Below are 12,802 nucleotides of genomic sequence, written 5' to 3'. Positions count from 1 at the left end.
TGTCTCGGTCCTTCTTCGAATGGGTCAGTCGTTATGCTGCCCGGCTTCCGCTGAGAGCGTATCGAGGCGTTCCTTGCAGACCTCCTCGACGAGGGTGAGCAGAATGGTGGTGCGCTCGCCGAGCCATTGCAGCGCTTCCTCGCTGATCTGATAGTGCTCGGAATAGCGTGCCTTCACATAGGCCTCGTTGAGCGTGTTGAACCAGGCGCGATAGCGCTGCTGATCACGCGGCCAGGCTTCTGTCAGACGGCGATCCTGATCCTCTGCCAGCGTTCTGAGAAAGGTCAGGTTATGGGACGGTGGCCCGTAATTGGTTAGCGTCAATAGGACCGTCGAGTAGGCTTGCTCAATCGCTTGATGCAACTGAAAAGCTGCATGATTTAGCTGCTTGTCGGCGGTGGCTATTCCAAAAAGCTTAAGATGATACGAGGCAAACGGAAGCCTGCTTTGGAAGTGCCTCTCAGCCGCACGCAGCGCATCAATCGCGTTGAGTAGTTTTGGCTCGGCGAGGGGCTCGTCGTCGAGTTCGTAGAGCACGATGCCCTGGCGGCGGATGTCGGAGAAGAAATACTGGCCCTGCCTGAGGGCGGTGTTCACCTCGCGGCGCGAATGCACGATGAAGCCGACCTGGGTCGAAACGCCCTTGTCGTGCAGGAGCCGGTCGGCGGCCTTGTACCAGTAGCTGGCATAGTCCGTCAGCTTGCGGTTGTTGACGATGATCAGGATGTCATAGTCGGAGCGATAGCCCTTCATCGTGTGCGGTTCGTCGACCCAGTCGCCGCGGGCATAGGAGCCGAACAGGATGATCTTCAAGATCCTGCCCTTCTTCTTGAACTCGGACGACCCGCCCGAGAGCCCGTCTTCGAATTCCTCCAGGAAGATCTCGACGATGCGGGCAAGCTCGCGCCGCTTCCTGTCAGGCAGATGATCAAGGCTGGATTTCATCAAGGCCCGGTGCGTCCCCAAATTCGGCCCGCACCCTAACATCAGGGTGCCGCACGGCCAACCTTGCTGTGCGAAACTCTTGATTCACGCCGCTTTTCGAGCCCAGCAAGCAAATCCCGTCATCGGTTTCGTTCACAGCAGGGCATCGACACCCATTGGCGGCACCTCCTGAACCTGCCGGAGCCCGACAAACCGCTGCCCGAAGAGCTGCAAAGGCACATCGCGGACCTGGAGACACGGTGCATAATGGAAGTCCAAGACCTGCCGCCGACATAAGGCGCGGCGCACCGTTTTGGTCGCGCTTTCGGGACTCCACCACCAAAGCAAGGCCTCACGTCCGGAGAGCCAGGCTACATTCAATCCTACTGTCCGTTTCGAACGCAAACAAATGTCTGCTTTTTGGCCTCGCTTTCGAGAAGCCGCCGGTCCGTTTGCGGCCCCATTCCCGTCGACGGCATCATGGCCGTCGACAGGAATGCCGTTAATTGCGAGCCTGGCGCTTCTTCCTCCACGGCGCATTCGCTTCCCAGTCGCCCGCCATGATGTAGCCGTAGGGCAGCACCTCGTCGACGATTTCGGCCAAACCGTAATGCTCGATCTGGCAGCGACCGGCGTCGGCGTTCTTGTAGGCGCTCGGAAGCTCCGAGATATCAACAACGCCCGAGAAGAAGCGCGCATCGATACCCTTCACCTCCTCGGCAAAGATCTCCTCGACACTCCGGTCTCCCTGCAGCCTTTTGTGCTGGGTGCGCGAGAAGTTGCGCCCCGCACCGTGCGGCGAGAAGCCCAGCCCGTGCGCCGCATCCTTGCCACGCGTGATCAGCACCGGCTCCGCCATATTGAGCGGAATGAGCGTCAGGTCGGTTGCGTCGTTCGCCCAATTGTCGAAGGCGGGCGTCGCTCCCTTACCGTGGTAGAACAGCCCGTCCGGACGCCGGAAGACGAAGTTGTGCTCGTTCCAGAACCGGTCGCCCACCTTGGCGGATAGACGCTCTGCCGCGAGGTCGTGGATCAACTCATGGTTCGCATTCGTCCAGGCGCGGATCGTCTGCAGCGCGTCCCAATAACTATCGGCTTCTCGTGTGTCGGCGGGAAGCCAGGCGTTCTGCGGAAGCGTCGCAGGCGAGAGCCGCTTAGCCGACAGCGGCATGCGCCTTGATGACATCGAGGAGCTTATAAAGCCTGCACTTCGCGGCAAACTCGAAGAGCTATCGTCCTGATTTCTGGTGGAATTGCCGTATCACCGGGTCTGGTATGGGGCCGGAAGCGGACTGTCTGCTTTCAGTTGCGAAACCACAGAAGCAGACTCGAACTACTGCGATTGGACCCAACTCCTATTAAGACATTCGAAGTTGTCCGCTGTCCCGAAGTTCCGCCAAGTGGCCCCTCATTTCCTGCTCATTCGAAATACCGAGGGTAGGCAATATTGCTTCGAGAATGGTCACAATCTCATTGTTCAGACCGCGACCGGCAGAGAACGCATTCATGATCGCGTTTTCGTGTAACGCGGAGTTCTTGAGCAAGAACCTCTGTTGTGACCAAATGAAAACCCACTTCTTCGAAAGCCATTCGTAGAGCCGCGATCTCGCAGTGTCTCCCGACACCGCCACCTTGGCAAGTTGCAGCACCTTCATCGACAGATCGAAAACTTGGATCGGTGTCAGCAGGTCGGTTCCCTTTATATCGCTTCCAAGCTGATGGAGGATGGCCGCAAGCGCTAGGTTAAAATCTGTGCGCTCCCCGCTACCGGAAAGCGCCTTCGAAAATTCCGCTCTAACAGCAAAACCGTTCTGGTCGTTTTGCAATTCACATAGAGAATCAAGAACCGTCGCGTCAGCCTGAAACAAACATTGGATCGCGAAGGTGAGGACTTGACGTTCTGCCATATCTGTCTGGCCCGAAATCTCCTCGCTGCTCGGTCGAGGAATTTTGCCATACGTGGGCGTTTCCAGGCCGCACTTGCTGCGGTTGCTGGGATCACTTGCAAGGAAGACACTAAAAGCAACAAGATTTTCTAGTTCACTGGCAAACAGGTCTATATTTGCCGTACGTATCGCCTTCTCAAGTCGAGCATACATCAGCAAACTCTGGCCAATGTAGACAGGGCCACCCTTCAGATGGGCGTCGAGATTGTCCGCTATGCCCAGGTCCAGGAGGCATTGGCATTCGATTTTCGCGAGCATATACCAAGATACTTCCATAATGGGCAGGAAGCGTTCCCCGATCTCAGAATGCGGCTCTGGATTACTTACTGCTCCAGGGTAAATCTGAGCGCGCGTACCGTCGGCGATAATTCGATTTTCGCCAGAAGATTCTTGATCCAGCCAAAGTAGGATGTGCCTAGTGACGGCGTGGCAGTGCGATGCGCGCAGCGAACTCTTAGGGTCCAGTTCTTCGAGTTCGACAAGTATGTCTACTAGATCCACTAAGCAGGTGGGTCGATCTCCATCATGCCAAGCTGCGAGGGCAGCATCAGCGCGCAAGCCTAGGTGCATGGGCCGCATATCGGGAAGCTCACTGCACTTCGCTGCCTCCGCGCCAAATAGATAGTATCGGCGGGCCCTTTGGAATTCGCCTTGTTTTTCTGCGCTGATCGCTGCATCTCTGCCTAGGAAGGCTTTCTCGACATAGCTTAGGTTAGCATCACCCTCAATGAGATCCGCCGCCAACTCCAAGCTGGCTTGATGGTTCTCAGCTCTATAGAAGACTTTCGCTTTGGCTCTCACCAACTCGGAATTCGTTGCGCCATATCTATCAAGGCCTTTTTCGAGAATGGAAAGCGCTGATTCCTTGTCGTTGCCGTACTCATCGGCAATGATTGCTTGATATTTGCAACATGCAACGGCGAGGTCTTGTCGAGCCCATCCAATCGCAAGTTCTTCTAGCTGCCGAAAGATTTCAACGTGCTTCTCCGGGTTCATTGTCCCAGCGGCGTGTTCCGCAAGCCAAGCGCCGCTAACATACATATCGGCGTCAACGATCCTGTTGGGGTCGTCGAGAGTGCGAAATATGCGGCTGCGCAGACCGGCGTCGCACCTATTGAGAAATTCAAAAGCTGGGAGGAGCTCTTGAATTTTTCGGGTTTGGCGAATTTGATTAAGGAACATAAACCCTACGGTTGTCGGGACATCAGTTAGCTCGCTGAACCCAGCCAGTAGCTCCTCGGGTATGCTTCCGTCCGGTGCGCTGAAAAATTCATCAAACTTTTCGACAGCTCGCCAGAACTGCGGGATTGCACCGAAAGGCGGCGTCGACAGCAACATCTTTGCGTAGACCACTAGCGACAAGTCCGGTTTGCCTGCCTGTCTGGTAGAGGCGCACTCCCTTTCGAAGCATTCGACGGCTACGAGGAACTTGCTTGCTCCTTCGTCTGAATGCGCAAGAATGAGAAGTTGGGCTCCACGGATGATCTGACTGACATTCTCGTCGTCGGGATATGCCGCCTGGTCCGTCCTCAACATGCGGAGGAACTGAAAGTGGGGGCTTATTAACTCAAGGTCGCGGTTGTTGGAGCCTAGGAGAGAGAGGCACAGTCTCAGCAAGACTTCGGTATTGCCGCCAATCCAGGCAGACAGCAGTGCAGAGTCGCCCTCAAATGGATCGATACGCTGATTTCGTACAAGCGAATCCGCAATATTGAAATGAATTGTTTTGACTTCGCCGGTAGTCAAGGTGTTTACCGCAAAATCAGACAGGAGAGGCGACAAAGAAAAGCGCTCTCCATTTAGCTGATCTACCCAAGTGCCGATCAACTGCTCGAAGAGAATGCCTCCGTCCGATATTGGTGGCGTCATGCGAGCCAAATCCACGGCTAGCGCTCGTCTGAATGCGAAGGATGTGACGGAAAGGCGCTCAAGCAGGCGTCGGCTACCTTCTGGCAGCTCTCTTAGCAATCGTGCCCGGGTTTGAGCCCGCACTTGTTTTACTTCTGGATTGCCGACGAATAGAGAGTTCAATGTTTTGAACTCCTCAACATTCCAACCTGATATTTGCATCGATTGGATCGCCGCTACTACGAGCTGTGGGTGCCCTCCACCAGAAATAATGCGGATGTATTTCGCCCAGTTTTGGTCGTCCACGCCTAACGATCTAAGGATGTGCGCGATGTCTCCTTCATCAAAATCATCGAATTTTGTCTCTATCGCCGTCGACAGTCCTGCACCAAAAGCAACGTCGCTTTGAAGCGGGCGAGGAGCTGTCGCCAGCACAAGAATGTCTTGGCGCTTGCAGGTGGATAATAACAGAAGAAGAGCGTCTACCGCAGATGGTTCAAGCGTGCATTCCAAGTCATCGAGGAGAATGCCACGGATGGACTTTTCACCGCTAACGTGGTCGGCAAGCTGCGAAAGCAGTTGGCCAGCTTGGTCGCTCGCAAGGCCCCGATAGTTGACTAGCGACCAACTCCCGCCAACCTGCCGAACAGCGAGCTTGGCTGCAAATGTTTTGCCTACTCCCGCCGCGCCATAAACCCAAGCAACACCAATCGCTGAGAGACAAGATATGATCCTATCAATATGCGCGGTTCTCGGAGCAAAAGCGGGGGGAAGCTGAACCTCGCCGACAGACCGAGGAAGCTGCACCGATGATATGAGATCGGTCGCCTTTGGAATGACCGCCGATAGTGCCCTGTTCACTAGGTCAGTTTGTGCCTCTAGTTGAGCGCGGTTGATGTTGACATGTGTTGCGCTCTCAAAAAGGGATTCCAAGTCACCCTTGTTGACGGCTCGCTCGTCGCGCTTAGGCTCAATGGTCTTCTTCAGAAGAAAGATGAGGAGCGAGTTGAGGCACTGTTTCGCCTGAGAGGTTGTACCACCACGCTCCCGCAGCGCCTTAATCACCTTTGTTTCGAGCTGTCGCCTGAGGAGGCCGGCTTCTAAAGCTCCGCAGTCGAAGTGAATTCTTCTGAGAAATCGCTCCCTAAAGCCATCATCGTTGAGGGCCGAGATGTATTGTTTCGCTTGGTCTGAAATGCCAGACGACAGGAGTATGTCTCGCAGTGGGGTAACCTCGCCAAAGCGGGCCACGTTGCGCCAAGAATTAAGTGTCGGCGTGTCACCCAATCTAGCGCGTGCTGAGCGCTCACGGCCGATCGACGAGGTCGTAATATGCCTAAGGTGGACTTCGAGTTGCGGGTTGCGGGTTTGCAATTCCACGAAGCTGTCGATTGATGCGATGATATCCGCTGAGTTTATGGTGACAGCGCCAGAAGTCCTCTTGACTTGAGTTCCCTGCAAGGCGTCTCGCGCGACAACCGTATAGTCCTCAGCCACTTCTAAGAATAGGAACTCATCATTGTTCAAGTCCATCCACGCGAGGGCCGACTGATACAATTGATAGACGTAACCACCAAGGGAATCGATTGCTTCGCGCGCCTCGTTACCTTTGGGTGCCTTTGGTCTTTGCATTCGTGCTATTCGCTTGCAGAAGGGATTCGGCGAAGAATCACTATGATATCCGCCCCAGCGTAGCGCAAATATGGTTGCTGAGCTCAACCAGCCTAGCTCACATCCGTCGCTCTGGAGCAAGTCTGCATTTAGTAAGAGCTCCGTATGTCTGAATGGCCGAGATGGAGGCGCTTGTTTGCCACGCCACGCTCCCTTCGACGCTAAGAATCAGGCCGCCTCCCATAACCGGCGGCCTTGCTTCATCTCGATCGGCGCGTTCTGATATCAGTCTTCCATCCGCGATTGGGCATTGCGACCATCAGGAGAAAGCTTTGTGAAATTCACTGAGAACGGCCCCGATATTCCTGATGACCTCCTGGTGGCTCGGGACGAAGGAAGAGTGCTGTTCTTCTGCGGTGCGGGGGTGTCCCTCGCTTTTGCCGGTCTTTCGGATTTTCTGAAGTTGGCTGGGGACGTGATCGATGACCTTGGCTCATTGACGGGAAGCCCGGCTCGGCGCCTGCACGCCGCGGCCAACACAAAACTCCCTTCCGGGGAGAAGCCATTCGTCCCGGTCGACCGCATGTTCACCTTGCTCGATCTGGAGTTCGACCCCCAGGACGTGCGCGACTCGGTGGCGCGGGTACTGAAGCCGCAGGGCAATGTGGAGCTGCATGGCCACAAGGCGCTCATCGACCTCTCCAGGGGATCAGATGGGCGTCCCAGACTGGTCACCACGAACTTCGACCGACTGTTCGAAGCGTGTGATCCCGGGCTGACGAGCTGGGGTCCTGACAATCTCCCGGTTCCGGAGCGACCGGCCGACTTCGAGGGCATCATTCACATCCACGGACGGGTGGACGAAGACTATGATGCGATGTCCGAACCTGTCGTCCTTTCCAGCAGCGAGTTCGGCAGGGCCTATCTCTCGGATGGATGGGCCACGCATTACATCCGCCGCCTGATGGACCGGTTCAAGATCGTGTTCGTGGGGTATTCGGCGGATGACCCTCCGGTCCAGTACCTCCTCGAGGCCCTTCGCGAGGAACAATCCCCCGTCGAGAACATCTATGCCTTCCAGCATGGCGACGAACAGCACGCGAACGAGCAGTGGATGCAGAAGGGCGTCGTGCCGATGGCGTTCGGCAACGACTACGCCAATCTCTGGGACACGCTCATGGCGTGGTCAGAGCGAGCAGCCGATCCGGATGCCTGGTTCCAGCGCACGGTCGCGCAAGCCAGCGCCGGCCCATCAACAAGTTCACCGATCTTCAGGGGGCGCATCGCGCACCTGGCCTCGACCCTGGTCGGGATGAACAGGGTGATCGCCAGCGATCCTCCCATGCCTTCCACTTGGCTGTACGTGCTCGACCCGCAAGTTCGCTACCTCGATCCTGCGCCGGTCAAACGGCGAGACCCGACCAGCGATGAGTTCGACCCGTTCCAACATCTCGGCCTCGATCGCGACGAGGCGCCTCCACCCGTCGATCCGGACGATCATTTCGAGCGGCGAAAGGTTCCGTCTGGCGCGTGGAGCGCGTTCGAACCGACGCCGCGCGACGTGAAATCGGCAACCGTCAAGAATGTCGGAAGCATCTTCGGCGAATCGTCGCCGCTTCCGCGCACATGGAGGCTGATGCTGTTCGTCGTGCGGCGGATGGACGAGGCGCCTACGCTCTGGTGGGCGGCCGGCCAGCGATCCGCGCATCCGCAGTTGATCCAGCAACTGGAGCATGAGCTTCGTTATCGTCTGAGGGATAGCGGCAGCGTGCTGCTTCCCTACTGGCGGTACCTTATCGCTCAATGGCGCAGGCCTCCGGTGGAGGCGACCCAAGCTTCGATCGAGATAGCTCACAGAGCTGCTGGTGGCTGGACCGCTCCTTTGGTCCGCGAGGCGATCGAACTAGCCAGGCCCCGGGTCAAGGTCGAAAGAATGTTCCGCGTCGCCCCACCAATGACGGTCGATGCTGACCCGACCGAGTTCATGGACTTGGATGTCGAGTACCCGGATCTCCAGCAGGACTTCAAGTTCGACGAAGCCTACCTCCCATTGGCGGTGTCGTTGTGGCGTGGACTTCTGGTCGAAGCCGAGCAGTTGGAGACCGACATCGGTGCATGGCTCAGCATCGACACCACGCGTCCCGATGATGGCGAACGTTTGGGCGGCGGATACGGTCTGACGGGTCCCCTCGTCAAGTTCACCCATCTGGTCGAAGCCTTGGAGGGCGCGAATCCCGCCGCTGCTGCCCAGGAGGTCCAAGCTTGGAATGGGCAGGATGGCCTCGTCTTCGAACGCCTTCGGATATGGGCGACCGGTCGCCCGTCGCTCACGACGATCGATCAAGCCCAAGCCTTGTTTACGGGCATAGACGACGAGGCCTTCTGGTCCTACCGCCATGAGCGCGACCTCCTGTTCGCGATCCGGGACCGCTGGGCCGACCTGCCCGATGCCGGGCGGCGGGCGATCGAAGCGAGGATACTCAGGTCGCCAATCCCCTACCTGGCCGACCATACGCCGACAGAGGCGGACGAGCGAGCCGCGGTTCACAGGTTGAACGCGATCCATTGGTTCACCAGACAGGGCATCGCATTCGGCTTCGACGTCGCGAAGGAGCGGGCCCGTTTGCTCGAAGCCGCTCCGTCGTGGCAAGAGCGATGGGCCGATCACACAGCTCAGCCACAGGTTGGGAAGGTCCGGTCGATAACGACCGACACCGATCCAGCAAGCATTCTCGACGTCCCCGTCAATAAGCTGCTGCCCATCGAGGTGCCGGAGGAAGGCTTCCGGGACTTCAAGGAGCACGACCCGTTCGCAGGCTACGTCATGAAAAGGCCGGCGCATGCGGTCCTGGCGCTCCACAGTGCCATGCGGCGCGGCGTCGAGACGGCCTGGCACTATTGGTCGACGTTCTTGAGGACGACCGCCAAGCGGAAGACCTCGGCGCGGCTCGATGCGGTGGTGGTGAGATTGGTCAGCATTCTTCCATCGGACGAGATCGCCAAGCTCTGGTATCCGCTCGTGGAATGGTTGACCGAGCGCGGCCTGAGGTTCGAGAACGGCGGGGGCGGCGAGTTCGACGCGATATGGGATCTCGTTGTTGCCGCTGCCGCCCTGCATCCCTCCGGTTACAAGCAGAAGCTTGGGCGCGACTGGTCCTTCGAGTCCCTGAATTCCGTTATCGGAAGGCTGGTGCTTGCGCTGCTCGAGCTGCCGCTCCCCGACGGCAGCCACGCTGTACCTGCGGCATGGATCGAACGCCTGGACAAGGTCTTGGCCTTGCCCGGCGACCACGCCCGACATGCCCTTCACCTGGTCGCTCAGCGAACTCCATGGTTCCAGTTCCATGAGCCCGTGTGGACCGAGGACCGCGTCTTGGCCAAAGCAATCGTAGGTGGCCCAGATGCCGATGCATTCTGGTCCGGCTTTGCCAGGATGGGCAGGGTGCCTCCTCCGGATCTCGTTGCCCAGCTCAAGGCTCCGATGCTCGCCCGAGTGGGGCGTGGCGGCAGGGAAGAGAGCAACCTCATCGGCTACCTCTTGAGCGCGTGGGCATCCGAAGGACCGCAGCAGATCGTGTTCGACGCCGAACTGCGCGATGCACTGGTGCTCGGTGGAGACGACGTGCGTCGCACGATGCTTCGTTTCGTGAGCGATTGGGCAGAGGACAACGATCGATGGCGGGCGCTCGTCATGCCCTTCATCACCAAGGTGTGGCCCAAGCAGCGGACCATGAGGAAGCCGCAGATGTCGTCAGCGCTTGTTCGCTTCGCGTCGTCCGTCCCTCAGCAATTCGCGGCAGTCATGCAAGCCGTGATGCCGGGCCTGGTGCCTCTGTCGATCGGGCACGACCTGCACCTCGACTGCGAGGTCGCCGATCTCGATGTTGTTGGAATCGCCGCGTTGGTGACGGCACTGCAAAGGCTGTTGCCCTCGGAGCGCGGGGACTGGCCGTATGAGGGCAAGAGGCTGGTGGACGCCATTGTCACCACCGGCGCCGCCCAGGGCCCCGAGTTGGACGAGTTGTCCCGACGCGCGGCCGAGCGCGACTTTTGATCAAGTCCGATTCCCGATGACGTCCTGGTTCGTACCGGCCACCCCTTCGATAGACGAGAATGCACCCGATGAATTACCAGCTGTGGATAGAGACCGCGACCGGTGGCCATTCGAGCCCGGCACATACACGCTCGGCGCTGCCCGCCAGGTCACCATGGCGACGGCCGGCGGCATGGAGCCCATGGATGGCGTGTTGCTTAAGGACGGCGAGCGTAAGCTGATGTTCAACTTCGAGGAGGAGCAGTGGATGCCGGCAAAGCCTTGCCCCTTTTGAAGAGACTCAAATGGGCTCAGACCCCAACGCGATGTGCGGCTGACGACAGCTTTCAGGAAAGAGCGACATTGCTCCGAACGGCAGGAATGAGGGCGCAAAGCGGTCCATCGCAACGTTGTACCCGGTGAGTTGCTTCGCATCGACCTTCGCCATTCCTCGATGTCGCCTCCACCCTTTGCAGAAGTTGACGCCGTCCCGAAAATAGCTGTTAGGGTCTCGTCAACCTGCCTTGATCAATCTACAGGCAGTCCCCGAGCGATCAGCCGTGCGAGACGTTCCGAGAATGCCTTGGCATCCGCAGGCTTGTCGCCGTCGAGCACGCGCGCCTCGTCATAGAGGAGATGCGCCACATCCTCCCTGAAGGCCCGTTCGTCCTTTCCGAGCTTCGCTAACGCTACGACGCGCTCGTGTTGTGGGTTGATTTCCAGAACAGGCTTGGCGGCCTTGTCGAGACGACCTGCGGCATTGAGCAGACGCTCGAACTGCCGATCGGGACCATGCTCCGGGGCGACAAGGCAGACCGCGCTCTCGGTCAGGCGGTCGGAGGCCTTCACGTCGGATACAGCATCGCCAAGCGCTGTCTTAACGAAGGCCAGGAACGTGGCGATCTGCGATGACGTTTCGGCGTCGGGCTTTGCCGAGCCGTCGAGCAGCGGGATGTCCGAGAGGTCCGCCGTGCCTTGCGTTACCGACTTGAACGGCTTTCCTTCGAATTCCGGCGCGACCGTCGTCCAGAAGCTGTCGACCGGATCGGTCAGCAACAGGACTTCGATGCCGCGCGCCTTGAAGCCCTCGAGCTGGGGCGAAGTTTCGAGCCGCGCGTGATCGTCGCCGGCCATGAAGAAGATCGCCTTCTGTCCCTCCTTCATCGATGATACGTAGTCTGAAAGGCTGCGCAGTTCCTCGCCAGAGGCCGTGGAGCGGAAACGGGCCAGCTTGAACAGCTGCTCGCGACGTTCGTAGTCCTCGTAGAGCCCTTCCTTGAGGACAACTCCGAAATTCTCCCAGATCTTGGCATAGGCTTGCGCGTCGTTCTTGGCCCAGCTTGGTGAGATCACCGAGGATACGGTTGGTCACGCCCTTTCGGATCGCCGCCAGCAGCGGGCTCTCCTGGATCATCTCACGCGACACATTGAGCGGCAGGTCGGCAGAGTCGACCAGCCCGCGGATGAAACGCAGATAGCGCGGCAGGAGGTCGGCATCGTCGGTGATGAAGACGCGCCGCACGTAAAGCTTCATCCACCCCTTGCGGTCCTGATCGAAAAGATCGAACGGTCGCGAACCAGGCACGAAGGCCAGAACGCTGTATTCCTGCCGGCCTTCTGCGCGGAAATGGATCGTCGCCGCCGGCTCGTCATACTGGCCGGCAATACCGCGATAGAAATCCGTATAATCCTCGGGCTTGATCTCGCTCTTCGGCTTAACCCACAGAGCAGTGCCATCTGCGATATCGCGTGCGTCGGCACCGGGCTTCTCGATGAGCGAGATCGGCACTGACACGTGGCCGGACTGTGACTTCACCAGTCGTTCGAGCTGATAGGATTCCGTGTAGGAGGTGGCGTCTTCCATGAGATGGAGCACGACGCGGGTGCCGCGCTGTGGTGCCTCGTTAAGCGTGATCGGACTTATCTCGAAGGAACCCTTGCCGTCGGAGGACCAGCGCCAGGCTTCCTTGCTGCCCGCCTGTCGACTGATCACGTCCACTCTGGCAGCCACCATGAAGGCGGAGTAAAAACCGACGCCGAACTGGCCGATCAGCTACGTTTCTTCGCTCGCTTTACCGGCTTCGATGCGCTCCATGAAGGCGCGCGTGCCCGAGCGAGCGATGGTGCCCAGCGCCTCCGCCATTTCGTCGCGGCTCATGCCGATGCCGTTGTCCTCCACGACAAGCTGCTTTTTGTCGGGATCGGCGGCGATGGTGATGCGCGGTTTCGGATCGTCACCAAGCAGTTCGGGACGGCTGATCGATTCATAACGAAGCTTCTCGCAGGCATCGGCCGCATTGGAGATCAATTCGCGCAGAAAGACGTCACGATCGGAATAGACCGAATGCACCATCATGTGGAGCAGCCGTGAAACGTCCGCCTCGAACGTTCTGGTTTCCGTCGCCTTGGTATCTGTCGTCATCTCGAAGTCCCCTGCGGT

At 58.5% G+C, this 12,802-nt stretch carries 5 protein-coding genes and 2 pseudogenes; 2 read left to right on the top strand and 5 right to left on the bottom strand.

The window, feature by feature from the left end; all coding sequences use genetic code 11:
• Positions 1–24: 24 nt before the first annotated feature.
• The 3 genes and pseudogenes from XW59_RS18520 to XW59_RS18510 all read right to left on the bottom strand — a co-directional run bounded on the left by XW59_RS18520 (position 25) and on the right by XW59_RS18510 (position 6,350).
• Positions 25–945, bottom strand: coding sequence for a nucleotidyltransferase and HEPN domain-containing protein (locus XW59_RS18520; RefSeq protein ID WP_047146837.1), 921 nt, complete (start codon positions 943–945; stop codon positions 25–27).
• Positions 946–1,426: 481 nt separating this feature from the next.
• A pseudogene (locus XW59_RS18515) lies at positions 1,427–2,080 on the bottom strand (RtcB family protein); the annotation flags it as partial.
• A 202-nt stretch (positions 2,081–2,282) separates the two neighbouring features.
• Complete coding sequence (locus tag XW59_RS18510; protein ID WP_047146835.1) at positions 2,283–6,350, bottom strand: hypothetical protein; 4,068 nt, start codon at positions 6,348–6,350, stop codon at positions 2,283–2,285.
• Between the two features lie 313 nt (positions 6,351–6,663).
• Between XW59_RS18510 and XW59_RS18505 the strand changes: the two genes are divergently transcribed.
• Positions 6,664–10,383 carry an SIR2 family protein gene (locus XW59_RS18505; protein WP_047146834.1) on the top strand — a complete coding sequence of 1,240 codons (3,720 nt, stop codon included), beginning with the start codon at positions 6,664–6,666 and terminating at the stop codon, positions 10,381–10,383.
• A 16-nt stretch (positions 10,384–10,399) separates the two neighbouring features.
• Complete coding sequence (locus XW59_RS18500) at positions 10,400–10,657, top strand: hypothetical protein (protein ID WP_047146833.1); 258 nt, start codon at positions 10,400–10,402, stop codon at positions 10,655–10,657.
• 6 nt (positions 10,658–10,663) lie between these two features.
• On the opposite strand, the gene XW59_RS29380 is transcribed toward XW59_RS18500, so the two are convergent.
• Both XW59_RS29380 and htpG read right to left on the bottom strand, forming a co-directional pair.
• A complete protein-coding gene (locus XW59_RS29380) occupies positions 10,664–10,810 on the bottom strand; it encodes a hypothetical protein (RefSeq protein WP_170990182.1) in 147 nt (48 codons plus the stop codon).
• Between the two features lie 80 nt (positions 10,811–10,890).
• A pseudogene (gene htpG, locus XW59_RS18495) lies at positions 10,891–12,784 on the bottom strand (molecular chaperone HtpG).
• Between the last annotated feature and the right edge of the window lie 18 nt (positions 12,785–12,802).

The sequence above is a fragment of the Aquamicrobium sp. LC103 genome, from assembly GCF_001014615.2.
Classification (GTDB): domain Bacteria; phylum Pseudomonadota; class Alphaproteobacteria; order Rhizobiales; family Rhizobiaceae; genus LBCQ02.
Note: the sequence above shows the minus strand (reverse complement) of the source record. Positions and strands in the feature narration are given on the sequence as shown.

What these genes read in the sequence shown, in the direction of transcription:
- XW59_RS18520 (WP_047146837.1), bottom strand. Translation starts at nt 945, where the DNA reads ATGAAATCCAGCCTTGATCATCTGCCTGACAGGAAGCGGCGCGAGCTT.
- XW59_RS18500 (WP_047146833.1), top strand. Translation starts at nt 10,400, where the DNA reads ATGACGTCCTGGTTCGTACCGGCCACCCCTTCGATAGACGAGAATGCA.
- XW59_RS18510 (WP_047146835.1), bottom strand. Translation starts at nt 6,350, where the DNA reads ATGCAAAGACCAAAGGCACCCAAAGGTAACGAGGCGCGCGAAGCAATC.
- XW59_RS29380 (WP_170990182.1), bottom strand. Translation starts at nt 10,810, where the DNA reads ATGGCGAAGGTCGATGCGAAGCAACTCACCGGGTACAACGTTGCGATG.